Below are 23,931 nucleotides of genomic sequence, written 5' to 3' on the forward strand. Positions count from 1 at the left end.
CGGGACCTGCGCTCAATCCACAACCGGCGAAAGGCTCCCAGCGTGCACGCGATCGGCATCGACATCGGGGGCACCAAGATCGCCGGGGCGGTGGTCGACGAGCTCGGCGCGATGGTGCGCCAGTCGCGCGTCCCGACACCCGCAGGCGACGTCGCCGGCCTCGAGGATGCGGTCGTCGCCATGATCCGGGAGCTCGCGGACGGCACCGACCCGGTCGCGGTCGGCGTCGCCGCCGCGGGCTTCATCGACGCGTCGCAGTCGGTCGTCTACTACGCGCCGAACATCGACTGGCGCAACGAGCCCTTCCGGGAGAAGCTCGAGGCGCGCGTCTCGCTTCCCGTCGTGATCGAGAACGACGCCAACGCCGCCGGCTGGGCGGAGTTCCGCTTCGGCGCCGGGCGCCTCGTGAGCGACATGTGCATGCTCACGATCGGCACCGGCGTGGGCGGTGCGATCGTCGCGAGCGACACGCTCTTCCGCGGCGGGTTCGGCGCGGGCGCCGAGCTCGGCCACATGCGGCTCGTACCCGGCGGCCTGCCCTGCGGGTGCGGGCAGCGCGGATGCCTCGAGCAGTACGGGTCCGGCCGCGCCCTCATGCGCATGGCCGGCGAGATCGCCGACGGCGGCGGCATCGGCCTCGGGCTCGCGCGCGTGCGCGCCGAGCGCGGCAAGCTCGACGGGCGCGGCGTCGGCGACCTGATCGCCGAGGGCGACCCCGGTGCGAACGCCGCGCTGCGCCAGCTCGGCGGATGGATCGGCCAGGGCTGCGCGAGCCTCGCAGCGGTGCTCGACCCGCAGCTGTTCGTGTTCGGCGGTGGCGTGTCCGCGGCGGGCGAGCGCCTGCTCGAGCCGGTGCGCCGGGCCTTCGTCGAGCACCTCCCGGCACAGGGCTACCACCCCGAGCCCGAGTTCGCGATCGCCGAGCTGGTCAACGACGCCGGCGTGGTCGGCGCCGCCGACCTCGCGCGCGTGTGGTTCCAGCGGCGCGGCTGATCGGTATGCTGATGCGGGCCGACGGGAAGGGGTGACGGTGTTCTACTGGATCATGAAGCACATCGTCGTCGGGCCCCTCGTGCTCGGCATCTTCCGCCCGTGGGTGATCGGCCTCGAGAACGTGCCCAAGTCGGGCGGTGCGATCCTCGCCAGCAATCACCTGTCGTTCATCGACTCGATCTTCCTGCCGCTGGTCGTCGACCGGAACGTCGTCTTCCTCGCCAAGAGCGAGTACTTCACGGGCCGGGGCATCAAGGGCTGGCTCACGCGCCTCTTCTTCCAGGCCACGGGCCAGCTGCCGATCGACCGGTCGGGCGGCAAGGCCTCTGAGGCATCCCTCAACACCGGCCTGCGCGTGCTCGGCCGTGGCGAGCTGCTCGGCATCTACCCCGAGGGCACCCGGAGCCCCGACGCCCGGCTGTACCGCGGTCGCACCGGCGTCGCCCGCATGGTGCTCGAGTCGGGCGTGCCCGTGGTGCCGGTCGCGATGATCGGCACCGACGAGGTGATGCCCATCGGCACGCGCCTGCCGAAGGTGCGGCGCATCGGCGTCGTCATCGGCGAGCCGCTCGACTTCAGCCGCTTCGAGGGGCTCGAGTCCGACCGCTTCGTGCTCCGCTCCGTGACCGACGAGCTGGTGTACCGCCTCCGCGAGCTGAGCGGCCAGGAGTACGTCGACGTCTATGCGAGCTCGGTCAAGGAGAAGCGCGCCGCTCCGACGCGGTAGGCTCGTCCAGTCGCCCGGAGCGGCGGCGCTCATCGTCCACCCGCGCGTTCCCGCGCCCGCACCACCCAGGAAGTGCCGTGACCCAGGTCGTCGAACCCGTCGTGCAGCCCGCTGACTCCGTCATCGCCGGACTCGACGCGTGGCGCGCGCTCCCGATCAAGCAGCAGCCCGAGTGGGGCGACCCGGAGGCGGTCGCGGCCGCATCGGCGGAGCTCGCGACGCTGCCGCCGCTCGTGTTCGCGGGCGAGGTCGACCGCCTGCGCGACAAGCTCGCGGCCGCCGCGCGCGGCGAGGCGTTCCTGCTGCAGGGCGGCGACTGCGCGGAGACCTTCGCGGGCGCCACCGCCGACCAGATCCGCAACCGCGTCAAGACCGTGCTGCAGATGGCGGTCGTGCTCACCTACGGCGCGTCGATGCCGGTCGTGAAGATGGGGCGCATGGCCGGCCAGTTCGCCAAGCCGCGCTCGAAGGACACCGAGACGCGCGGCGACGTGACGCTCCCGGCGTACCGCGGCGACATCGTCAACGGCTACGACTTCACGCCCGAGTCGCGCACGGCCGACCCGTCGCGACTGCTGCGCGGCTACCACACCGCGGCCTCGACGCTGAACCTCATCCGCGCGTTCACCCAGGGCGGGTTCGCCGACCTGCGCCAGGTGCACGCCTGGAACAAGGGCTTCGCGGCGAACCCCGCGAACGCCCGCTACGAGACGCTCGCGAAGGAGATCGACCGCGCCGTGCGGTTCATGGACGCGTGCGGCGCCGACTTCGACGAGCTCAAGCGCACCGAGTTCTTCACCGGTCACGAAGGCCTGCTCATGGACTACGAGCGCCCGATGACCCGCATCGACTCGCGCACGGGCCTCCCGTACGACACGTCTGCGCACTTCCTCTGGATCGGCGAGCGCACCCGAGACCTCGACGGCGCGCACGTCGACTTCCTGTCGCGCGTGCGCAACCCGATCGGCGTGAAGCTCGGGCCGACCACGACGCCCGACGACATGCTCGCGCTCATCGAGAAGCTCGACCCCGAGCGCGAGCCGGGCCGGCTCACCTTCATCACGCGCATGGGTGCGGGCCGCATCCGCGAGGCGCTGCCGCCGCTGCTCGAGGCCATCAAGGCCGCTGACGCGAACCCGCTCTGGGTCACCGATCCGATGCACGGCAACGGGCTCACCACCCCCACCGGCTACAAGACGCGTCGCTTCGACGACGTCGTCGACGAGGTCAAGGGGTTCTTCGAGGCGCACCGCGACGCGGGCACGCACCCGGGCGGCATCCACGTCGAGCTCACCGGCGACGACGTCACCGAGTGCCTCGGCGGTTCGGAGCACATCGACGAGGAGACCCTCGCGACGCGCTACGAGTCGCTCTGCGACCCGCGCCTCAACCACATGCAGTCGCTCGAGCTCGCCTTCCTGGTCGCGGAGGAACTCGCCCGCTGATCACGGTCGTCGGGGAGCGGATGCCTCCCGGCGACGCCGGCACGCGGCATCCGCTCGTCGACTCAGAGTTCGAGCGTCGCCACCAGCGTGACCGTCGAGTTGCGGATCTGCTCGGTGCCGCCGCCGGGGCTCATCGACTTCACGGTGGCGAGCCCGACGAACGCCTCGGGGAAGCTGTACTGCACGTCGAACCCGGCGGCTTCGAGCGTGTCGATCGCGTCGGCCAGGTTCTCGCCGACCACGTCGGGCAGCGGCACCAGGTCCGGCCCCTTCGACACGGTCAGCACGATCGGGTCGCCCGGGCGCACCGGGTCGGTGCTGGTCGCGGCCGACAGCACTAGGTCGGCGGCGACGTCGTTGCTGAACTGCGCCTCTGCGAACGACACGTCGAGGCCGGCATCCGCCAGTCGCTGCTCGGCCTCCGCCGACGGGGTGCCGACGACCGAGGGGATGCCGCCGGCGGAGACGACGAGGGAGAGGGCGCCCTGCTCGGGGTACTCGGCGCCGACCCGCTCGCCGTCGGCGTCCAGCACGGCGATCACGCCGCCGCGGTCGACGTCGGAGTAGCGGACGTCGGTCTCCTCGGCGACGTCGAAGTCGGCGAGCGCGTCGCGGGCGTCGTCCTCCTGCATCCCGGTGACGTCGGGAACCGCGAGGATCCGCGGGCCCAGGGAGACGAGGATCTGCACGGTGCCGCCGCGCCGCGCCTCGGTGCCGCCCTCCGGGTCGGTGCCCGAGACGAGTCCCTCCTCGATCTCGGGATCGTGCTGCTCGCCCAGGGCCGACTCGAATCCGGCGTCGGCGAGCGCGGCGGCGGCGGCCTCGGGGGAGAGGCCGCTGACGGTCGGCACCGTCGTGAGCGCCCCGGGGCCGCTGCCGAAGTACCACCCGGTGCCGCCCGCGAGTCCCGCGAGCAGCAGGACCAGCGCGAACAGCCAGTACCCGCGGCGCTTGCGCCGACGCGTCTGGTCCTCGAGGGCGGCGACGCCGGAGGCGGCGGGCTTCTTCCTCGGCGCGGCGACGGCGGCGCGCCGTTCGCCGAGCACGGTGGTCGCGGCGGTGGAGTCCGGCACGCCGGTGCCGGCGCCGTCGGGGATCACCGCGGTGGCCTGCCCGGTGGCCGTGCCGGTACCGCGGACGACCGGCTCGATCGCGCGCAGCTGCTCGAGCATCGCGCGGGCGTCCGCCGGGCGCTCCTCGGGGTCGCGGGCGGTGGCCCAGAGCACGAGCTCGTCGAGCTCCGCGGGCACCGACGGCTCCTTCGAGCTCGGGGTGGGCACCGTGTCGTTGGCGTGCTGGTAGGCGATCTGCATCGGCGCCTCGCCGACGTACGGCTGCTCGCCCGTGAGCATCTCGTAGAGCAGGATGCCGACGGCGTAGATGTCGCTCCGGGCGTCGGCGACGCCCCGCGTGACGAGTTCGGGCGACAGGTACGCGATGGTGCCGAGCAGCGCCTGCCCCGTCGACGTGTTCGCGCTCGCGGCGCGCGCGAGGCCGAAGTCGCCGAGCTTGATGCGCCCGTCGTCGGCGAGCAGCACGTTCTCGGGCTTCAGGTCGCGGTGCACGATGCCGGCCTTGTGGGCCGAGGCGAGGCCGGAGAGCACGGCGTCCATGATGTCGACCGACTGCTCGGGGGTGAGCTTCGTGTAGTCCCTGAGCAGGTCGCGCAGCGTGATGCCGGGGAGGTACTCCATGACGAGGTACGCCATGTCGGAGTCCTGCCCCTGGTCGTAGACGTTCACGACGTTGGGGTGCGACAGTCGCGCGGCCGAGCGCGCCTCCTGCACGAAGCGCGTCTTGAACGTGTTGTCGTCGGCGAGGTGGCCGTGCATGATCTTGATCGCGACCCGCCGCTCCAGGCGGAGGTCGGTCGCGAGGTAGACCGTGGCCATGCCGCCGCGCGCGATGCGCGAGCGCACCTGGTAGCGGCCGTCGACGAGACGGCCGACCATGGGGTCCGCGGGCATGGTGGTCACCGTTCGAGTGTACGAATCCGCGGGGCGGGCGTCGGACCGAAACACCGCCCGCGCGCGTCATCGAGACGCCATCGTGACCGCTACGCGGCGGGGGCGCCCGCCGAGCCCGGCAGCACGAGCGACTGGCCGCCGGCGACGAGGCTGCGTGGGTGCAGCCCATTGATGCGGAGGAGGGCGTCGAGGTCGACGCCGTTGCGATGCGCGACGTCCTCGAGCGAATCGCCCTCGGCGACGGTGCAGCGGCGGATGCCCGTGTCGTGGGCGTGGTCCGCGTGGTGGGCGCCGCCCTCCGGCACGTCGAGGACGAGTTCGCAGCCGGGAGCGAGGGGCTCGACCAGCCGAGCCCGTTCGTGGCGAGCAGCGATGCGGTCGGGATGCCGAACCGTGCGGCGATCGTGGAGGCGGTGTCGCCGTCGACGACGGTGTAGGTGGTGCCGGAGGCCCGTCGGGTCGGGTCGCGACGGGGGTTGCCGCGGCCCCCGGTCGCGCCGCCGTCGGCGGACCCGTTCGCCGGCTGCCGCGCGTGCCGGCCGTGCGCCGTCCCGCCTGCGTGCGCGCCGAATCGCAAGGCGCCCGCGACGGTGCCGATCACGGCGGTCGGCAGCGTGGCCAGCGTGCGCAGCACCGGGTGCGTGTCGGGCGCCTCGTGGCGTCCGTGCGCGTGGCCGTCGTGCTCCGCGTGCGCGTCGGCGCCGGTGCCCCCGTGGCGCTCGTTCCCCGTCATCCCAACCCCCGATCGGCTGACGGGGCCAACGTTCGCAGATCCGCCGCCCGCGGGCAACGCACGCCCGGGCGCGTCGCGGAATCCCGCACCACGGGGTGCGCGACGACCCGGAGCGTGGCACGCTGGAGACGTGACTGAGGAGGCCCTCGAGGCGACCAACTGGCTGACCGTTCCGGATCTCGTGGAGCTGCTCGGCATCACGCCGAGCCGGGTGCGCCGGCTCTTCGACGATCGCCAGCTCGTCGCGCGGCGCGTCGACGGGGTGCTCAAGGTGCCCGACTCGTTCGTGCGCGACGGCGAGCCGGTGCACGAGCTGCGCGGCACCGTGATGGTGCTGGGCGACGCGGGCTTCAGCGACGACGAGGCGGTCGAGTGGCTCGTCTCCGTCGACGACAGCCTGCAGACCACGCCGATCGAGGCGCTCCGCAACGGTCGCAAGACCGAGGTGCGCCGGGTCGCGCAGGCGCTGGCCTGAGCGAACTCAGCTGTCCCGGCGGGCCACCGTCTCGGCGAGTGCCGTGAGCTCGGTGCGCGCCGCGCGGCTGAGCGGTGCGCCCTGGAGCGCGTCGACGGCCTCCGCCACGCGCGACGTGATGAGCTCCTCGACCTCGTCGACCGCGCCGCAGTCGCGGAGCGTCTGCTGCAGCATCGTGATCTGCGCGGCGTCGAGCCCGGGGTCGCCGAGGAGCTCGTCGAGCAGCCGTCGCTGGCCGGGGGCGAGCCGTTCGCGCGCCACGGCGACGAGCACGGTGCGCTTGCCCTCGCGCAGGTCGTCCCCGCTCGGCTTGCCGGTCGTCGCCGGGTCGCCGTAGACGCCGAGCAGGTCGTCGCGCAGCTGGTAGGCGATGCCGAGGGGCAGCCCGAACGCGCTCAGCGCGGCCAGTTGCGCGGGGTCGGCGCCGGCGAGCGCGGCGCCGATCCGGAGCGGTGCCTCGATGCTGTACCGGGCGGACTTGTAGACGATCACGCGTTCCGCGCGCGCACGCAGCTGCGACTCCGGCTGGCTGCGCCAGGCCTGCTCCTCGAGGATGTCGAGGTACTGCCCGGCGGTCACCTCGGCGCGCATGCGCTGGAACTCGCTGCGAGCAGCGGCGGCGTGCGCCGGGTCGCCCGCGACGGCCGTCCCGGCCTGGATGAGGTCGTCCGCCCAGCCGAGCAGGAGGTCGCCGGCCAGGATGGCCGCCGCCTCGCCGAACGCGTCGGCGTCGCCGTCCCAGCCCGCGTCGCGGTGCAGCGCGCCGAACTCCCGGTGCGCGCTCGGGGCGCCTCGGCGGGTGTCGGAGTGGTCGATGATGTCGTCGTGCACCAGCGCCGCGGCGTGGAAGCACTCCAGTGCGGCGGCCACCGAGACCACTCCGGCCGGGTCCGCGTCGCCGTCGTCGTCCGAGCCGAACGGGTCGAATCCGTCGGAGCGGCCGTGCACGGCCTGCCAGCCCCAGTAGCAGAACAGTGCCCGGAAGCGCTTGCCGCCGCTGAGAAACCGCCGGGAGAACGTCGCGATCGGATCGAGGTCGGGACTGATCGAGACGAGAATGGAGTGGCGTTCGGTGAGGAACTCGTCGATCCGGGCGTGCACCAGGTCGACGAGATGGGAGCTTTCCGGCACGCGCCTAGCCTACTGGCGCGTGGCGGCGCTAGAATCGGGATACGATGCGTCGATCCCGAGGCTGAAGGGAATGAGATGCCGCTTTCAGAGCAGGAGCAGCGCCTCCTGGAGGAGATGGAGCGCAGCCTCTATCGCAACGATGCCGACTTCGTGGCGACGGTGGGTGGGCGACGTGGCCGACCCAACTACCGCTCCGTCGTGCTCGGCGTGCTGCTGGGTGTCGCCGGCGTGGGTGCGCTCATCGCCGGAGTCGCGACGCAGCTGCTGTTCATCGGCATCATCGGGTTCGCGCTGATGTTCACCGGCGTGCTCCTCGCGATCTCGCCGTCGCGGAAGGTCTCCGTCGAGGAGCTCTCCGACCTCGCCGACGGCCAGCGCCCCGCCCGCTCGTCCGGCTCCGCCGGGTTCATGGACCGCATGAACCAGCGCTGGGACCGCCGCCAGGAGGACCGCGACTAGCCTCGCTCCACTCCGCTCCACCGAGGGTCGATCCGCCATGGGTCGGCCCTCGTTCGCGTCTCCGGGAGGTCTGACGCCGCACCCTGCCCGCTGACGAGTGCGCCCGGCGCCTCCACGCGGCATCCGGAACCTGCACTTCGCTCCATTTCCCTCCACCCCCGTGATCCCAGTGATCGCGGGGGTGTTTGCACGTGTGGACCCTGAAAATGGCTCGGCTTCCGTTGATTGTGGTGGAAAGTGGAGTAAAGTGGAGCCACCTGGTTCCGGCCGGAGGAATGGGGGTGATGCAGTGTTCCTCGGTACGCACGAGCCGAAGCTCGACGACAAGGGGCGCATCATCCTGCCCGCCAAGTTCCGCGACGAGCTCGCCAACGGACTGGTGATGACCCGCGGCCAGGAGCACTGCGTGTACGTGTTCAGCGCACGCGAGTTCGAGACGATCCACGACACGATCCGGCAGGCGCCCGTGACCAGCAAGCAGGCCCGCGACTACATGCGCGTCTTCCTCTCCGGCGCCAGCGCCGAGACCCCCGACAAGCAGCACCGCGTCACCATCCCGTCCCCGCTGCGCCAGTACGCGGGGCTCGAGCGCGACCTCGCCGTCATCGGCGCCGGCAGCCGCGTCGAGATCTGGGACGCCGGCGCCTGGCAGACGTACCTCTCCGAACAGGAGGCGGTCTTCGCGAACACGGCCGAGGAGGTGATCCCGGGGCTCTTCTGAGCCCGGCTCCCGATTCCCAGCCGGATCAGCCTGGTGCACTTCCCCGCACCAGGACGACCCGGATGGGAATCGGGACCCGGGGTCGGCCCGCGAACATCATGGACGACCTGTCACGCATCCACACACCCGTCATGCTCGAGCGCTGCATCGAGCTGCTCGAGCCCGCCGTCGCGCGCCCCGGGGCGGTGCTCGTCGACGCCACGCTCGGCATGGGCGGCCACACCGAGGCGCTGCTCGAGCGGTTCCCCGAGCTCACCGTGATCGGCCTCGACCGCGACACCGACGCACTCGGCATCGCCTCCGAGCGCCTCTCCCGGTTCGGCGACCGCCTGCGCCCCGTGCACACGATCTACGACGGCATCCTCGACGCGATCGACGGCGAGGGGTTCCCCGCCGTCGACGGCATCCTGTTCGACCTCGGGGTCTCGTCGCTCCAGCTCGACCGCGCCGAGCGCGGCTTCGCCTACGCGAAGGACGCCCCGCTCGACATGCGCATGGACGCGTCCACGGGCATCACCGCCGAGGAGGTGCTTGCCGAGTACGGCGAGGCCGACCTGCGCCGCATCTTCCACGAGTACGGCGAGGAGAAGCTCGCCGCGCGCTACGCGCGGGCGATCGTCCGGGCGCGCGCCCAGGAGCCGATCACCCGTTCGGGGCGCCTGGTCGAGATCCTGTCGGATGCCACGCCGGCCGCCGTCCAGCGCGCGGGCCACCCGGCCAAGCGGGTCTTCCAGGCCCTGCGCATCGAGGTCAACGCCGAGCTGTCGGTGCTCGAGCACGCCGTGCCCGCCGGGCTCGAGGCGCTCGCGGTGGGCGGGCGCATGGTCGTGCTCGCCTACCAGTCGCTCGAGGACCGCATCGTCAAGCGGGCGCTGCAGGCCGCGACCACGTCGACCGCACCGCCCGGGCTCCCGATGGAGCTGCCCGAGCACCAGCCGAGATTCCGTCTGCTCACGAGGGGAGCCGAGCTCGCGAGCCCGGCCGAGCAGGAATCGAACCCGCGCGCCAAGCCCGTCCGGCTGCGCGCGGTGGAACGCACGAGGGGGAACGCATGAGCGCACAGATCCTGGGGCGCGCGAGACCGGCCGAACGGCCGGACGCGCGGCCGAACCCGCGGCTGCGGCCGGCACCCGAGCCGGCGCCCGGCCGCTCCCGGCCGCGCCTGGTCTACGCCGTCGTCGCGATCACGGGCGCCGCGCTGATCGTCGCCGCGCAGCTGCTGCTGAGCGTCGCGGTCACGCACGGCGCGTACGAGATCGACGCCCTCCAGGCGGAGCAGACCGAGCTCTCGCGCACCCACCAGCAGGTCGCCGAGGAGCTCGACCGAGTCGAGTCGCCCCAGTTCCTCGCGGCGAACGCCGAATCGCTCGGCATGGTGCAGACCGCCGACCCCGTCTACCTGCGCCTCTCCGACGGCGCGGTGCTCGGCGAGCCGGTGCCCGCCGCCGCGGCGCCGGCGGGTGCATCGGCCGTGCTGGTGCCGAACACGCTCATCTCCGGCGTGCCGCTCGTCACCGAGGAGCAGGCCGCCGCCCCGGAGACGCCGTCGGGCTCGGCCCCGGCGCCGGTGACCGACCAGGGCGCCTCCGGCGCGGCGACCGCGGGGAGGCGGAGCCCGACGTACCGTCGTTCGAGGACGGACTGCCCACACCCAGCACCCACTGACCGGACGCGCACGGAAGGACCGCACCCCGTGACCACGAGCCGCTCGCGTTCCCGTCGCACCCTCGTCTTCGCCGCGGTGCTGCTCGGGCTCATCTCGGTCTTCGTCACCCGCCTGGTCGACATCCAGGTCGTGCGCGCGGCCTCGCTCAGCGAGCAGGCCGAGGACCTGCGCTCCGCGCCGCGCACGGTGTACGGCGCGCGCGGTGACATCGTCGACGCGAACGGCGTGGTGCTGGCCGACAGCGTCATGCGGTGGGACATCGCGCTGTCGCCGTCGAAGGCGAAGGCGGGACCCTCGAGCGCGAGGTCGACGGCGAGGTCGTCGAGGTGCCGCTGGAGCGGACCGCAGCGGAGCTCGGCGAGGTGGTCGGCCTCACCGGCGACCAGGTGCTCGGCATCATCGAGGCCGCGCTCGCGGAGGATCCGGACTCCGACTTCGCCTACGTGTCGAAGCTGGTGGACGTGGGGACGTACGAGGCGGTCGAGGCGCTCGACATCCCGTGGGTCGTGCCGTGGCGGCATCCGAGTCGGACCTATCCCAACGGGTCGGTCGCGGGCAACCTGATCGGCTTCACTGGTGACGACGGCGACGCCCTCGCGGGGCTCGAGCTGAGCGAGGACTCGTGCCTCGCGGGCCAGGACGGTCGCGAGCAGTACCTCTACGGTGCGGGCGACTACACGCCCATCCCCGACAGCACCGTGGTGCTCGAGGAGGCGAAGGACGGCGGCGACCTGCAGCTGACGATCGACTCCGACCTGCAGTGGTTCGTGCAGCGCGTCGCGGCCGAGCAGGTCGCGGCGACCGGGGCGCAGTGGGCGACCGTGACGGTCATGGAGGTCGAGACGGGCCGGCTCCTGGCGGTCGCCGATGTGCCGACGGTCGACCCGAACGATCCGGCGGCGACCGAGTCGGTCGACCGCGGCTCGCGCGCCTTCACGGCATCGTTCGAGCCGGGCTCGACGTTCAAGACGCTCACGGCAGCGGCGGTCGTCGACGCGGGGGAGGACGAGCCCGGCGTCGTCGCGCCGTACCGCTACCTGCCCGCGAACGGCGCGAACGTCAACGACAGCCACTTCCACGAGGACGAGCGGATGACCCTCTCGGGCGTGCTCGTCGACTCGTCGAACACCGGCATGTCGCTCTTCGGCGAGCGGCTCTCCGACTCCGAGCGCTTCTCGTACATGGAGGCGTTCGGCATCGGCCAGCGCACCGAGGTCGGGTTCCTCGCCGAGGACCCCGGAATCCTGCACGACTGGCGGAACTGGGACAACCAGACCAAGTACACGACCATGTTCGGCCAGGGCCTCACCACGACGGCGATCCAGATCGCGAGCGTGTACCAGACGATCGCGAACGGCGGCGTGCGCATGCCCGTCACGCTGGTCGACGGATGCCTCGGGGCAGACGGCGAACCCGTCGAGCAGGAGGCCGCGGAGGGAACCCGGGTCATCTCCGAGCAGGCCGCGGCGGACACCTCGCTCATGCTCGAGCAGGTGTACCGCGACGGCTGGCTGGCCGACCGCTGGAACGTGCCCGGGTACCGTGTCGCGGCGAAGACGGGCACCGCCCAGGTGCCCGACGGGAACGGCGGATACCAGAGCGGCTACCTCGTCTCCGTGTCGGGCTTCGCGCCCGCCGACGACCCCGAGTACGTCGTTTCGGTGAGCATCATGGATCCCGTTAAGATGAACTCGTCCGCCGCCTCGGCTCCCGTCTTCCAGGAGGTCATGAGCCAGGTGCTGAAGACATCTCGGACGATTCCCTCCGGCGCCGAAGCGCCCGAACTGCCAGCGCACTGGTGAGAAAGCAGGACGATGATCGCCCTGACGATCGATGAGGTCGCGCGCGCCGTCGACGGGCGTCTCGTCGACGCCGCGCACGGCGAGCGGGTGGTCGACGGTGCCGTGCACACCGACTCCCGCGAGGTCGGCCCCGGCGACGTCTTCGTCTGCAAGCCCGGCGAGGTGACCGACGGGCACGTGTTCGCTCCCGACGCGGTCGCCGCGGGCGCCGCGCTGCTCATCGTGGAGCGTTCGCTGGAGCTCGACGTGCCCCAGGTGGTCGTCGAGGACGCCGTCGTCGGCCTCGGTGCGCTCGCGACCGAGGTGGTGCGCCGCGTGCGCGCGGGCGGCGACCTGCGCGTGGTCGGCATCACCGGCTCGAACGGCAAGACGACGACCAAGAACCTGCTGCGCGCCATCCTGTCGCCCGAGGGCGAGACGGTCGCGCCGCGCGGCTCGTACAACAACGAGGTCGGCGCACCGGTCACCATGCTCGAGCTCACCGAGTCGACGAAGTACCTCGTCGCCGAGATGGGCGCCTCGGGCGTCGGCCACATCGCACGGCTGACCCGCATGGCCCGCCCCGACATCGGCGTGGTCCTGAAGGTCGGCCTCGCCCACGCGGGCGAGTTCGGCGGCATCGAGCAGACCGTGCGCGCCAAGGGCGAGATGGTCGAGGCCCTCGCCGAGGACGGCGTCGCGGTGCTGAACGCCGACGACCCGCGCGTGGCCGGCATGGCCGACCGCACGAGCGCGCGCATCGTGCGGTTCGGGTTCGGAGCGGACGCCGACGTGCGCGCCACCGACGTGGTCGCCCACGCGGGCGGCACCGACTTCCGCGTCGAGGTGGCGGGGGTCGGCGGCGCCGACGTGCGCTTCCGCGTGCTCGGCGAGCACCACGTCATGAACGCCCTCGCGGCGATCGCGGTCGCCACCGAGCTCGGCGTCGCGCTCGACGACACCGTCGCCCGTCTCGAGCAGGTCACGCTCGCCGAGCGCTGGCGCATGCAGCTCATGGGCGGTCGCGACGGCATCACGGTGATCAACGACGCGTACAACGCGAGCCCCGACTCGATGGCCGCGGCGCTCAAGACGCTCGCGCAGCTCGGGCGGTCGGGCGGCCGCACGATCGCGGTGCTGGGCGAGATGAGCGAGCTCGGCGAGTTCTCGGGCGAGGAGCACGACCGCATCGGCCTGCAGGCCGTTCGGCTCGGCATCTCGCAGCTCGTCGTGGTGGGCGCGGGTGCGAGGCGCCTGCACATCACGGCGATCAACGAGGGGTCGTGGGACGGCGAGAGCGCCTTCGTCGAGACGCAGGACGAGGCGTTCGACCTCGTCGCGAAGACCGCCGGTCCCGGTGACACGGTGCTGGTGAAATCGTCGAACTCGGCGGGTCTCCGCCACCTCGGCGACCGATTGGGAGAATGGTTCGCGTGAGAACACTGTTGACCGCAGGAGCGCTGTCGCTCTCCTTCACACTGTTCCTCACGCCGCTGTTCATCCGGCTGTTCACGAAGCTGAACTGGGGCCAGTTCATCCGCGACGACGGCCCGAAGAGCCACCACGTCAAGCGCGGCACGCCCACCATGGGCGGCATCGTCTTCATCCTGGGCACGTTGTTCGGGTACTTCACGGCGACGCTCGTCTTCAACGAGCTGCCGACCGCGTCGGGCCTGCTCGTGCTGCTGATGATGGTGGGCCTCGGCATCGTCGGCTTCGTCGACGACTTCCTGAAGACCCGCAAGAAGCAGAGCCTCGGCCTCGGCGGCTGGGCGAAGATCGCCGGCCAGGTGATCGTCGCCGCGGTGTTCGCGCTGCTCGCCCTCGGCTTCCCGAACGCGCAGGGCGAGACCCCCGCCTCCACGAGCATCTCGTTCATCCGAGACCTGCCGCTCGACTTCATGGTGTTCGGCACGATCGTCGGCGTCATCCTCTACGTGCTCTGGATCACGCTGCTGACGGCCGCTGCGTCCAATGCCGTGAACGTCACCGACGGGCTCGACGGGCTCGCGTCGGGCGCCTCGATCCTCGCGATCGGCTCGTTCGTGATCATCGGCTTCTGGCAGTTCAACCAGTCCTGCTTCTCCGAGAACCTGAACCCGAGCGACGGGTACCGCTGCTACGAGGTGCGCGATCCGCTCGACATCGCGATCGTCGCGACCGCGATCGTCGGCGCCGTGCTCGGCTTCCTCTGGTGGAACACCAACCCGGCGAAGATCATCATGGGCGACACGGGCTCGCTCGCGCTCGGCGGCGCCCTTGCGGCGCTCGCGGTGGTCAGCCGCACCGAGCTGCTGCTCATCCTCATCGGCGGCCTCTTCGTCATCGAGACCGGCTCGGTCATCGTGCAGCGGGCGTACTTCAAGCTCACCCGCGGCAAGCGCATCTTCCTGATGAGTCCGATCCACCACCACTTCGAGCTGAAGGGCTGGGCCGAGGTCACGATCGTCGTGCGGTTCTGGATCATCGCCGGCCTGCTCGTTGCGGCCGGAGTCGGCTCCTTCTACCTCGAATGGCTCGCCAACTGATGACGGATGCCTCGCGGCTCGACGGTCTCACGAGCTGGCGTTCCGACTGGTCGGGCCTGCGCACGGTCGTGCTGGGCGCGGGCGTCACGGGCTTCGCGGCCGCCGACACGCTCGCCGAGCTCGGCGCCGAGGTGCTCGTGGTGGCGCCCGCGGTCGACGACGATCGCGTGCGCGTGCTCGAGGTGATCGGCGCGCGCCTGCTGCAGCATCCGCTCGATGCCGTGCCCGCGGAGGTCGTGGCATTCGACCCCGAGCTCGTGATCGCCTCGCCCGGGTTCCACCCCGACCACCCGGTGCTCGAGTGGGCCGCGGCCGAGCGGGTCGCGGTGTGGGGCGACATCGAGCTGGCCTGGCGCGTCCGCGACAAGGTCGAGCCGGCCGCCGAGTGGATCCTCGTCACGGGCACCAACGGCAAGACCACGACCACGCAGCTCACCGCGACGATGCTCGCCGCGCACGGGCTGCGTGCGGCCCCGTGCGGCAACATCGGCGTGCCGGTGCTCGACGCGGTGCGCGACCCGGGCGGGTTCGACGTGCTCGTGGTCGAGCTCTCGAGCTACCAGCTGCACCACCTGCCGCTCGACGGTCCGGGCGCGCTGCACCCCGTGTCATCCGTGTGCCTGAACATCGCGGACGACCACCTCGACTGGCACGGCTCCGCCGAGGCCTACCGTGCGGCGAAGGCGAAGGTGTACGAGCACGTGCGCGTCGCGTGCGTCTACAACAAGTCGGATGCCGCAACGGAGCAGATGGTGCGCGACGCCGAGGTCGAGGAGGGGGCGCGAGCGATCGGGTTCGACCTGGGCGTGCCGGGTCCGAGTGACTTCGGCATCGCCGAGGGCGTGCTGTGCGACCGCGCGTTCCTCGACGACCGTCGCAACACCGCGCTCGAGCTGACCACGCTCGACGAGCTCGCGCAGGCGGGGCTCGCGGCCCCGCACGTCGTGGCCAACATCCTCGCCGCGGCCGCGCTCGCCCGGTCGGTGGGCGTGCCGCCCGCGACCGTGCACGACGCGCTCGCGACCTTCCGCCTCGACGCCCACCGCATCGAGCGGGTCGCCGCGGCCGACGGCATCGCCTGGGTCGACGACTCGAAGGCCACCAACCCGCACGCAGCGCAGGCGTCGCTCGCCGCCTACCCGTCGGTGGTGTGGATCGTCGGCGGCCTGCTGAAGGGCGTCGACATCGACGCGCTCGTCGCGGGCCACGTCGACCGGCTGCGCGCGGCCGTCGTGATCGGCGTCGACCGCGCCGCCCTCGTCGCGGCGTTCGCGCGACACGCCCCCGGGCTCGAGGTCGTCGAGGTCGACACCGCCGACACTGGTGACGTGATGCGTCGCGCGGTCGAGTCGGCCGCCGGCCTCGCACGGGCGGGGGACACGGTGCTCCTCGCACCGGCGGCGGCGTCGATGGACCAGTTCACCGACTACGCCGACCGGGGTCGCCGCTTCGCCGGCGCCGTGCGCGAGTACCTGGGAGGTGAGGCGGATGACGGCTCCGCCCCACGCACGCCCGGACTCCCCGGCTGAGGACCGCCCGGGCGGCATCTCCGCGGCCCGCATCCGGCTCGGGCGCATGTTCCGCGCCGAGTCGGCGAACTACTTCACCCTGCTCGGCACCACGATCTTCCTGGTCGTGTTCGGCCTCGTCATGGTGCTGTCGTCGTCGACCGTCGACTCGTACATCGCCGACGAGGGCTTCTTCGGCGAGTTCATGCGCCAGGGCGTGTTCGTGCTGGTCGGGATCCCGCTCATGCTGGTCGTCAGCCGCCTGCCGCAACGGTTCTGGATGGCCGTCGCCTGGCCGGCCCTCGCGATCGCGTGCGGGCTGCAGGTGCTGGTGGTCGCGACGCCCATGGGCGTGACGGTCGGCGGCAACACGAACTGGCTGAACCTCGGCGGGTTCCAGTTCCAGCCGTCGGAGGCCATCAAGCTCGCGCTCGTGCTCTGGCTCGGGCTCATGACCACGCGCAAGGAGCCGGTGCTGGGCGAGTTCGGCCGCGGCGTGCTCCCGATCCTGCTGGTCGGCGGCGGCGCGATCGGCCTGGTGCTCCTCGGCGGCGACCTCGGCACGGTCATGATCATGGGCGGGATGCTGCTGGGCACCCTGTTCCTCATCGGCGTGCGGCTGCGGCTGCTCGTCGTGCCGGTGCTGCTCGGCGCGGGCGCGTTCGCCCTCGCGGCCGTGACCAGCGAGAACCGGATGCAGCGCATCGGCGCGTTCCTCAGCCACACCTGCGACGACTACATCAACTCGTGCTGGCAGACCGAGCACGGCACCTTCGCCCTCGCCAACGGCGGGATCTTCGGGGTCGGCCTCGGCAACTCCACGGCGAAGTGGTCGTGGCTTCCGGCGGCCGACAACGACTTCATCTTCGCGATCATCGGCGAGGAGCTCGGCCTCATCGGCGCGGTCGTCGTGCTCGGCCTGCTCGTGGTGCTCGCGATCGCGTTCGCCCGCATCATGCGGCAGGCGCCGACCATGTTCGGACGCACCGTGACCGCCGCGATGCTCGTCTGGGTGATCGGTCAGGCGTGTGTCAATATCGGTGTCGTGCTCGGTGTCTTCCCCGTCCTCGGCGTTCCCCTCCCGCTCGTGTCCTCCGGCGGCACGGCCCTGCTGACCACGCTGGTCGGCATCGGCGTGGTGCTCTCGGTCGCGCGCGAGTCCGCGCCCGCCCCGGCCCGGGCACGGAAGCGGGCGACCGCGCGATGACCACGTACCTCCTCGCCGGCGGAGGCACCGCCGGCCACGTGAACCCGCTGCTCGCGGTCGCCGATCGCCTGCGCGAACGCGACCCCGATGCCCTCGTGCTCGTGCTCGGCACGGCCGAGGGACTCGAGGCGCGCCTCGTGCCGGCGCGCGGCTACGAGCTGCTCACCATTCCGAAGGTGCCGTTCCCGCGACGGCCGAACCGGGCGGCGATCGCGTTCCCGTCGACGTTCCGGCGCAGCATCCGCACCGTCCGCGAGCTCATCCGCGAGCACGGCGTCGACGTCGTGGTCGGCTTCGGCGGATACGTCGCCACGCCCGCGTACCTCGCGGCCCGGTCGGAGCACGTGCCAGTCGCCCTGCACGAGGCGAACGCGAAGCCCGGGCTCGCGAACCGGCTCGGCAGCCGGTTCGCCGCGACCGTCGGCGTCGCGTTCGAGGGCACGCCGCTGCACGGCGCGCGTTTCGTCGGCATGCCGCTGCGCAGCGAGATCGAGCGGATGGACCGTGCCGCCGCGCGCGCGGAGGCCGCCGAGTTCTTCGGGCTCGACGCCGGCCGACCCGTGCTGCTCGCCACGGGCGGCTCGCTCGGCGCCCGTCGGCTGAACGCCACGGTCGCGGGTTCGGCGCTCGCGCTGCGGGCCACCGGATGGCAGGTGCTGCACATCACGGGCCGGTCGTCCGAGGTGACCGATCCGGGCCTCGACGGCTACCGCATGATCGACTACTGCGACCGCATGGACCTCGCGCTCGCGATCGCCGACTTCGCGCTCTCCCGCGCGGGGGCTGCGACGGTGAGCGAACTCGCCGCGCTCGGCATCCCGGCCGTGTACGTGCCGTACCCCGTGGGCAACGGCGAGCAGCGCTTCAACGCGGCGGGCGTGGTCGAGGCGGGCGGCGGCATCCTCGTCGACGACGCCGACTTCGTGCCGAGCTGGGTCGACCGCAACGTGGTGCCGCTGCTGGCGGACGGCTCGAGCGTCGCGGCCATGGCCGTGGCAGCCGCATCCGCCGGGGTCATCGACGGCACCGACCGCATGGTCGCGCTCGTCGACGAGGCGCTCGGCGCGGGAACCCCTGACTCGCACGACGCGCGTAGCCTTGACCACGGACGCCCCGGCGTCGATCCGCCGACCAGAGAGAGCCCAGCCCACGTGACGATCAAGCCCGACACCTCCATCGAGATGCCCGAGTCCATCGGTGCCGTCCACTTCGTCGGCATCGGCGGGGCGGGCATGAGCGGCATCGCGCGGCTCTTCCTGGGTGCGGGCCACCGGGTGACGGGTTCGGACGTGCGGGACTCCGACACCGTGCGCACGCTGCGCGAGCTCGGTGCGAGCGTGTCGATCGGGCACGACGCCGCGCACGTCGGCGACGCGGACACGGTGGTCGTGACCGGCGCGCTCTGGCAGGACAACCCCGAGTACCGGTACGCGCTCGAGCACGGCATCCCGGTGCTGCACCGCTCGCAGGCGCTCGCGTGGCTCATCCGCTCCCAGCGGCTGATCTCCGTGGCCGGCGCACACGGCAAGACGACGTCGACCGGCATGATCATCACCGGCCTGATCGGCCTCGGACAGGATCCGAGCTTCGTCAACGGCGGCGTCATCCAGGCCCTCGGCACGAGCTCGGCTCGCGGCTCGGGCGAGTGGTTCGTGGTCGAGGCCGACGAGTCCGACGGCTCGTTCCTGCTCTACGACACGTCGGTCGCGCTGGTCACGAACGTCGACCCCGACCACCTCGACCACTACGGCTCGTTCGAGGCGTTCGAGGACGCGTTCGTGACGTTCGCCGACCGCGCGCGCGAGCTGGTGGTCATCTCGGCCGACGACCCGGGTGCGCTGCGCGTGAAGGACCGCCTGTCGCACCGGCGCGTACTGACCTTCGGCGAGGCGGACTCGGCCGACGTGCGCGTGCACTCGATCGAGACCGACGGTCCGGTGTCGTTCGCGATCGACCACGAGGGCGCGACCTACCGGGCCCGGCTCGCGGTGCCGGGCGTGCACAACGCCATCAACGCGGCGGGTGCCTTCGCGGTGCTCGTGGGGCTCGGCTTCCCGCCCGCGGAGACCCTCGCGGCGATCTCGGAGTTCGGCGGCACGGGCCGCCGGTTCGAGCTGCACGGCACGGTGGGCGGCGTGAGCGTGTTCGACGACTACGCCCACCACCCGACCGAGGTGGCGGCCGCGCTCTCCGGCGCGCGCACGGTGGTCGGTGAGGGGCGCATCATCGCGGTGCACCAGCCGCACCTGTACAGCCGGACCCGGCTGTTCGCGGGCGAGTTCGCCGAGGTGCTCGAGACCCTCGCCGACGAGACCGTGGTGCTCGACGTGTACGGCGCGCGCGAGGACCCGGAGCCCGGCGTGACCGGCCAGCTCGTCGCCGACCGGTTCAACGATCCGTCGAAGGTGGCGTTCATCGCCGACTGGCAGGCGGCGGCCGACCACACGGCGCGCATCGCGCGCGAGGGCGACTACGTCATCACGCTCGGCTGCGGCGACGTGTACCGCATCGTGCCCCAGCTGCTCGGCTCGCTCGAGCGGGAGCGGGGCTGAGGATGCTCCGGGCGTGAGGCGTCCGCAGGGCTTCGACGGCCGGGCACGTCCGCGCACCGGCGTGAACGCGCCCGCGCGGGGTTCCGAAGCCGGCGAGGCGGATGCCGCCGCGAGCGACGACGCGCGCACCGAGGCCGCTCGCCCGGCCGCGCCGACGCGGACCCCGCCCGCGCCCTCGCGCGTGCCGTCGCGGGTGCCGCCCGCTGCATCCAACTCGCCGTCGTCCTCGTCGGCACCGTCGTCCGCCGACGCACAGCTCACCGAACCCATCCCGATCGTGCGGCCGGGCGGACCGACGACCGAGGACCCCGCGCTCGAGGATCACGAGCCGTCGCGGTTCGCCGCGACGATCGACGCCGAGCCGACAGACGCCGAGCCGTCCGGGAACGGGGGTCGCCTCGCCGGGTGGCGTGCGAAGCGCGAGGTGCGTCGCGCGACCCGCCGGCGCAAGCGCTACGAGCGCGCCGAGATGCGTCGCTTCACGAAGCGGCAGCGCAACCGGCGCATCGCGTGGGCGGTGGGCATCGGCAGCGTCGTGCTCGTGGTCGGCGGGCTGACGGCCGCCGCGTACTCGCCGCTCATGGCGGTGCAGGAGATCGTGGTCCAGGGTGCGGGCGAACGGGTCACGGCCGACGAGGTGCAGGCCGCGCTCGACGCGCAGCGCGGCACCCCGCTCCCGCTCGTCGACGACCGGGCGGTCGGCGAGGCGCTCGCGGAGTTCTCGGCGATCCAGACCTGGGCGATCGAGCGGCGGCCGCCCGGCACGCTCGTGGTGCGGCTCGTCGAACGCACGCCGATCGCGGTGGTCGCGGGCGGCGGCGGATTCCGCGTGGTGGACGGCGCCGGCATCGTGCTCGAGGAGCAGCCGGTGCGCCCGGAGGGGCTTCCGCTCGTCGACGCGGAGGGCGGCCTCGCCGGCGACGGGTTCCGATCGGCGAGCGCGGTGATCCGGTCGCTGCCCGACGAGCTGCGCGCGAGCGTGCTGTCGGCGTCGGCGACGACGGCCGACGACGTGCGACTCGAACTCGCCGGGGGAGCGAGCGTGGTGTGGGGCAGCGCCGAGGAATCGGTGCTCAAGGCGGCGGTGCTCGAGGCGCTGGTCGAGGCCGCGCCGCCGTCGACCGTCTCGCGCTACGACGTGTCGTCGCCGCGCAGCGCGGTCGTGGGCTGACCCGGATCGCGACACGCGGCGCGTCGTGCGCCGATCGGGCACGGGCGCGCCTACCGTCGAGGTCAGGGAAATTGCATACTCGGCAAAACTTTAACCTTACACCTGAGGTTGAGACTTGAGAGTGACGCACGGAGGGCCGGACAGTGTCGACAAACCAGAACTACCTCGCAGTCATCAAGGTCGTCGGCATCGGCGGCGGTGGCGTGAACGCGGTGAACCGCATGATCGAGCTCGGCCTGCGCGGGGTCGAGTTCATCGCGATCAACACCGACGCCCAGGCGCTGCTCATGAGCGACGCCGACGTCAAGCTCGACGTCGGGCGGGATCTCACGCGCGGACTCGGCGCGGGCGCCGACCCCGAGGTCGGCCGTCGCGCCGCGGAGGACCACGCGGAGGAGATCGAGGAGGCGCTCGCGGGCGCCGACATGGTCTTCGTGACCGCGGGCGAGGGCGGCGGCACCGGCACCGGCGGCGCCCCGGTCGTGGCGCGCATCGCCAAGTCGATCGGCGCCCTCACGATCGGTGTCGTCACGAAGCCGTTCAGCTTCGAGGGCAAGCGCCGCCAGACCCAGGCCGAGCAGGGCGTCGCGACCCTGAAGAACGAGGTCGACACCCTCATCGTCGTGCCCAACGACCGGCTGCTCGAGATCAGCGACCGCGGCATCTCGATGCTCGAGGCGTTCGCCACGGCCGACCAGGTGCTGCTCGCCGGTGTGCAGGGCATCACCGACCTGATCACGACGCCCGGGCTCATCAACCTCGACTTCGCCGACGTCAAGTCGGTCATGCAGGGCGCGGGGTCCGCGCTCATGGGCATCGGTTCGTCGCGGGGCGCGGATCGCGCGATCAAGGCGGCCGAGCTGGCCGTGGCGTCACCGCTGCTCGAAGCCTCGATCGACGGAGCGCACGGCGTGCTGCTGTCGATCCAGGGCGGGTCGAACCTCGGCATCTTCGAGATCAACGACGCGGCCCGGCTCGTGCAGGAGGCCGTGCACCCGGAGGCGAACATCATCTTCGGCGCCGTCATCGACGACACGCTCGGCGACGAGGTGCGCGTGACAGTGATCGCGGCCGGGTTCGACGGCGGCGAGCCGTCGTCCATCCGCGACGAGCTCGAGGCGGGCGCGTTCGGCGGTGCGGCGATCGGCGCGGGCGGCGCGGCCGCGGCGGCGACGACGGAGACCGAGATCTCGATCGAGGAGCTCGTCGAGAGCGCGTCCTGGTCGACCGCCGAGCAGCCGACCGCGACGGCCGACGCGATCGTGGGCGACCCGGCGTTCGACGAGCAGCCCGACGACCTCGACATCCCCGACTTCCTCAAGTGAGTCCGCAGGCGGGCGCGCGATGAGCGAGCCCACGCTCGCCGGCCGGCTCGCGTCGGTGCAGGCGCAGGTGGCGGATGCCGCGCGCGAGGCCGGTCGCGACCCCGATGCGATCACCACGATCGTCGTCACCAAGTTCCAGCCGGTGTCGCTCGTGCGCGAGCTGGCCGGGCTCGGCGTGCACGACGTGGGGGAGAACCGGCACCAGGAGGCGCAGGCGAAGGCGCACGAGCTCGAGCCGCTCGGCCTCCGCTGGCACTTCGTCGGCCAGCTGCAGCGCAAGAAGGCCCGGCAGGTGCGGGCGTACGCCTCTGCGATCCACTCGGTCGACCGCGTCGAGCTGGTCGACGTGCTCGCCTCCGACGAGGCATCCGTCGACTGCTTCGTGCAGGTCAACCTGACCGATGACCCGGGGCGCGGCGGCGCGGTGGGCGACGACGTGCTCCGCGTCGCCGAGGCCGCCGAGGCGGCGTCCGGGCTCCGGCTGCGCGGGCTCATGGCCGTCGCGCCGCTCGGGGAGGAGCCGGCCCGTGCGTTCGCACGCGTGCGCGAGGCATCCGAACTGCTCGTCGCGCAGGTCGCGCCCGACGCGCGCGACCTGTCCATCGGCATGTCCGGGGATTTCCGCGAGGCCGTGCACGCGGGCGCGACACACCTACGCATCGGCACGGCAATCACGGGAAATCGGCCGCAGGCCGTTTAACCTCGAAGAGACGACGACACACGGAGGTTGCGATGTCGAACCCGCTTCGGAAGACGATGGTCTACCTCGGCCTCGCCGATGAGGAGCTCGAGCAGGAGGCCCCCGCGGCCGCGCCGCAGCCTGCTCCGGTGGCGCAGGCCGCCCCGGCACCCAAGGGCGGCGGCGCCCCAGTGACCCCGCTGCGGAAGCCCACCGCGGCACCCACCCCGAGCTCACAGCAGGCGGACATGAACGAGATCCTCACCGTGCACCCCCGGCAGTACCGCGACGCCCAGGTGATCGCCGAGTCGTTCCGCGACGGCGTGCCGGTCATCATCAACCTCTCCCAGATGTCGGACGGCGACGCACGCCGTCTCATCGACTTCGCGAGTGGCCTCTCGCAGGGCCTCCATGGCAAGATCGAGCGCGTGACGAACAAGGTGTTCCTGCTCTCGCCCGCCCACGTCGTGGTCTCCGGGGAGAGCAGCGAGGTCGAGAGCGACGTCGAGGCGTCGTTCTTCAGCCACGCCTGATCGGCCGTGGGTGCCATCGCGTTCATCGCGACCCTCCTGTACTACGTCCTGCTCATCTACTTCTTCACGATGTGGGCGCGCTTCGTCCTCGACCTCGTGCGCACCTTCAACCGATCGTGGCGCCCGCAGGGCGGGTGGCTCGTCGTCGTCGAGGCCGTGTACACGGTCACCGACCCGCCGGTGAAGTTCTTCCGGCGCATCGTGCCGCCGCTGCGGGTGGGCCAGGTCGCATTCGACTTCGGCTGGAGCATCGCCATGCTCGTCGTCATCGTGCTGCTGTGGATCGTCGGCGGCATCTCGCGGCTCGCCTGACGATGTGCTGCGAACCGT

22 protein-coding genes and 1 pseudogene are annotated in these 23,931 nt (G+C 72.2%); 21 read left to right on the forward strand and 2 right to left on the reverse strand.

The genetic code is table 11. The features are described from left to right. The first annotated feature begins 42 nt into the window (after positions 1 to 42). The 3 genes from QUE38_RS15525 to QUE38_RS15535 all read left to right on the forward strand — a co-directional run bounded on the left by QUE38_RS15525 (position 43) and on the right by QUE38_RS15535 (position 3,165). Entirely contained in the window at positions 43 to 993 is a 951-nt protein-coding gene (locus QUE38_RS15525) for an ROK family glucokinase (RefSeq protein WP_286309197.1), read from the forward strand. Between the two features lie 37 nt (positions 994 to 1,030). Beyond that, complete coding sequence (locus QUE38_RS15530; RefSeq protein WP_286309198.1) at positions 1,031 to 1,720, forward strand: lysophospholipid acyltransferase family protein; 690 nt, start codon at positions 1,031 to 1,033, stop codon at positions 1,718 to 1,720. 77 nt (positions 1,721 to 1,797) lie between these two features. Then, complete coding sequence (locus tag QUE38_RS15535) at positions 1,798 to 3,165, forward strand: class II 3-deoxy-7-phosphoheptulonate synthase (RefSeq protein WP_286309200.1); 1,368 nt, start codon at positions 1,798 to 1,800, stop codon at positions 3,163 to 3,165. A gap of 62 nt (positions 3,166 to 3,227) precedes the next feature. On the opposite strand, the gene pknB is transcribed toward QUE38_RS15535, so the two are convergent. Beyond that, entirely contained in the window at positions 3,228 to 5,132 is a 1,905-nt protein-coding gene (pknB, locus tag QUE38_RS15540; protein ID WP_286311863.1) for a Stk1 family PASTA domain-containing Ser/Thr kinase, read from the reverse strand. Positions 5,133 to 5,290: 158 nt separating this feature from the next. Between pknB and QUE38_RS17885 the strand changes: the two genes are divergently transcribed. Next, positions 5,291 to 5,569: a hypothetical protein gene (locus tag QUE38_RS17885; RefSeq protein WP_286309201.1), complete on the forward strand. Its 279-nt coding sequence runs from the start codon at positions 5,291 to 5,293 to the stop codon at positions 5,567 to 5,569. Between the two features lie 426 nt (positions 5,570 to 5,995). Beyond that, positions 5,996 to 6,340, forward strand: a complete 345-nt coding sequence (locus QUE38_RS15550; protein WP_286309202.1) for an Rv2175c family DNA-binding protein — start codon at positions 5,996 to 5,998, stop codon at positions 6,338 to 6,340. A gap of 6 nt (positions 6,341 to 6,346) precedes the next feature. On the opposite strand, the gene QUE38_RS15555 is transcribed toward QUE38_RS15550, so the two are convergent. Further along, positions 6,347 to 7,471, reverse strand: a complete 1,125-nt coding sequence (locus QUE38_RS15555) for a polyprenyl synthetase family protein (protein WP_286309204.1) — start codon at positions 7,469 to 7,471, stop codon at positions 6,347 to 6,349. Positions 7,472 to 7,546: 75 nt separating this feature from the next. Here QUE38_RS15555 and QUE38_RS15560 point away from each other — a divergent pair, with 75 nt between their 5' ends. The 16 genes and pseudogenes from QUE38_RS15560 to QUE38_RS15635 all read left to right on the forward strand — a co-directional run bounded on the left by QUE38_RS15560 (position 7,547) and on the right by QUE38_RS15635 (position 23,913). After that, on the forward strand, positions 7,547 to 7,930 hold the full coding sequence (locus QUE38_RS15560; RefSeq protein ID WP_286309205.1) for a DUF3040 domain-containing protein: 384 nt from the start codon (positions 7,547 to 7,549) through the stop codon (positions 7,928 to 7,930). A 289-nt stretch (positions 7,931 to 8,219) separates the two neighbouring features. Next, entirely contained in the window at positions 8,220 to 8,651 is a 432-nt protein-coding gene (gene mraZ / locus QUE38_RS15565; protein ID WP_286309206.1) for a division/cell wall cluster transcriptional repressor MraZ, read from the forward strand. A gap of 62 nt (positions 8,652 to 8,713) precedes the next feature. Further along, positions 8,714 to 9,706 carry a 16S rRNA (cytosine(1402)-N(4))-methyltransferase RsmH gene (gene rsmH, locus QUE38_RS15570; RefSeq protein ID WP_286309208.1) on the forward strand — a complete coding sequence of 331 codons (993 nt, stop codon included), beginning with the start codon at positions 8,714 to 8,716 and terminating at the stop codon, positions 9,704 to 9,706. Continuing rightward, entirely contained in the window at positions 9,703 to 10,881 is a 1,179-nt protein-coding gene (locus QUE38_RS15575) for a hypothetical protein (RefSeq protein WP_286309209.1), read from the forward strand. The genes rsmH and QUE38_RS15575 overlap by 4 nt, the downstream gene beginning before the upstream one ends. 266 nt (positions 10,882 to 11,147) lie before the next feature. Then, positions 11,148 to 12,119: a peptidoglycan D,D-transpeptidase FtsI family protein gene (locus QUE38_RS15580; RefSeq protein ID WP_286311865.1), complete on the forward strand. Its 972-nt coding sequence runs from the start codon at positions 11,148 to 11,150 to the stop codon at positions 12,117 to 12,119. Positions 12,120 to 12,131: 12 nt separating this feature from the next. Further along, positions 12,132 to 13,535, forward strand: coding sequence for a UDP-N-acetylmuramoyl-tripeptide--D-alanyl-D-alanine ligase (locus tag QUE38_RS15585; protein WP_286309210.1), 1,404 nt, complete (start codon positions 12,132 to 12,134; stop codon positions 13,533 to 13,535). Next, entirely contained in the window at positions 13,532 to 14,626 is a 1,095-nt protein-coding gene (gene mraY, locus QUE38_RS15590; protein WP_286309211.1) for a phospho-N-acetylmuramoyl-pentapeptide-transferase, read from the forward strand. Before QUE38_RS15585 ends, mraY begins: the two co-directional genes overlap by 4 nt. Then, a complete protein-coding gene (murD, locus tag QUE38_RS15595; RefSeq protein ID WP_286309212.1) occupies positions 14,611 to 16,155 on the forward strand; it encodes a UDP-N-acetylmuramoyl-L-alanine--D-glutamate ligase in 1,545 nt (514 codons plus the stop codon). Before mraY ends, murD begins: the two co-directional genes overlap by 16 nt. Next, positions 16,115 to 17,341, forward strand: coding sequence for a putative lipid II flippase FtsW (gene ftsW / locus QUE38_RS15600; protein WP_286309213.1), 1,227 nt, complete (start codon positions 16,115 to 16,117; stop codon positions 17,339 to 17,341). The genes murD and ftsW overlap by 41 nt, the downstream gene beginning before the upstream one ends. Continuing rightward, positions 17,338 to 18,402 (forward strand): annotated as a pseudogene (locus QUE38_RS15605) (UDP-N-acetylglucosamine--N-acetylmuramyl-(pentapeptide) pyrophosphoryl-undecaprenol N-acetylglucosamine transferase); the annotation flags it as partial. The gene ftsW and the pseudogene QUE38_RS15605, both read left to right, overlap by 4 nt. 120 nt (positions 18,403 to 18,522) lie before the next feature. After that, the gene (murC, locus tag QUE38_RS15610; RefSeq protein ID WP_433996978.1) at positions 18,523 to 19,893 is read left to right on the forward strand and encodes a UDP-N-acetylmuramate--L-alanine ligase; all 1,371 of its coding nucleotides are present in this window, start codon (positions 18,523 to 18,525) and stop codon (positions 19,891 to 19,893) included. A gap of 13 nt (positions 19,894 to 19,906) precedes the next feature. Beyond that, a complete protein-coding gene (locus QUE38_RS17890; RefSeq protein WP_286309214.1) occupies positions 19,907 to 21,064 on the forward strand; it encodes an FtsQ-type POTRA domain-containing protein in 1,158 nt (385 codons plus the stop codon). A 143-nt stretch (positions 21,065 to 21,207) separates the two neighbouring features. Further along, the gene (gene ftsZ, locus QUE38_RS15620) at positions 21,208 to 22,389 is read left to right on the forward strand and encodes a cell division protein FtsZ (protein ID WP_286309215.1); all 1,182 of its coding nucleotides are present in this window, start codon (positions 21,208 to 21,210) and stop codon (positions 22,387 to 22,389) included. A gap of 19 nt (positions 22,390 to 22,408) precedes the next feature. Further along, a complete protein-coding gene (locus QUE38_RS15625) occupies positions 22,409 to 23,089 on the forward strand; it encodes a YggS family pyridoxal phosphate-dependent enzyme (protein WP_286309217.1) in 681 nt (226 codons plus the stop codon). A gap of 32 nt (positions 23,090 to 23,121) precedes the next feature. After that, complete coding sequence (locus tag QUE38_RS15630; protein ID WP_286309218.1) at positions 23,122 to 23,601, forward strand: cell division protein SepF; 480 nt, start codon at positions 23,122 to 23,124, stop codon at positions 23,599 to 23,601. 6 nt (positions 23,602 to 23,607) lie between these two features. Next, a complete protein-coding gene (locus QUE38_RS15635) occupies positions 23,608 to 23,913 on the forward strand; it encodes a YggT family protein (protein ID WP_286309219.1) in 306 nt (101 codons plus the stop codon). Positions 23,914 to 23,931: the final 18 nt, after the last annotated feature.

It is taken from the genome of Agromyces mangrovi (assembly GCF_030296695.1).
GTDB lineage: Bacteria > Actinomycetota > Actinomycetes > Actinomycetales > Microbacteriaceae > Agromyces > Agromyces mangrovi.

What these genes read in the sequence shown, in the direction of transcription:
- murD (WP_286309212.1), top strand. Translation starts at nt 14,611, where the DNA reads ATGGCTCGCCAACTGATGACGGATGCCTCGCGGCTCGACGGTCTCACG.
- QUE38_RS15625 (WP_286309217.1), top strand. Translation starts at nt 22,409, where the DNA reads ATGAGCGAGCCCACGCTCGCCGGCCGGCTCGCGTCGGTGCAGGCGCAG.
- QUE38_RS15580 (WP_286311865.1), top strand. Translation starts at nt 11,148, where the DNA reads ATGGAGGTCGAGACGGGCCGGCTCCTGGCGGTCGCCGATGTGCCGACG.
- ftsW (WP_286309213.1), top strand. Translation starts at nt 16,115, where the DNA reads ATGACGGCTCCGCCCCACGCACGCCCGGACTCCCCGGCTGAGGACCGC.
- rsmH (WP_286309208.1), top strand. Translation starts at nt 8,714, where the DNA reads ATGGGAATCGGGACCCGGGGTCGGCCCGCGAACATCATGGACGACCTG.
- QUE38_RS15575 (WP_286309209.1), top strand. Translation starts at nt 9,703, where the DNA reads ATGAGCGCACAGATCCTGGGGCGCGCGAGACCGGCCGAACGGCCGGAC.
- QUE38_RS15585 (WP_286309210.1), top strand. Translation starts at nt 12,132, where the DNA reads ATGATCGCCCTGACGATCGATGAGGTCGCGCGCGCCGTCGACGGGCGT.
- murC (WP_433996978.1), top strand. Translation starts at nt 18,523, where the DNA reads ATGCCCGAGTCCATCGGTGCCGTCCACTTCGTCGGCATCGGCGGGGCG.
- QUE38_RS15630 (WP_286309218.1), top strand. Translation starts at nt 23,122, where the DNA reads ATGTCGAACCCGCTTCGGAAGACGATGGTCTACCTCGGCCTCGCCGAT.
- QUE38_RS15560 (WP_286309205.1), top strand. Translation starts at nt 7,547, where the DNA reads ATGCCGCTTTCAGAGCAGGAGCAGCGCCTCCTGGAGGAGATGGAGCGC.
- pknB (WP_286311863.1), bottom strand. Translation starts at nt 5,132, where the DNA reads ATGCCCGCGGACCCCATGGTCGGCCGTCTCGTCGACGGCCGCTACCAG.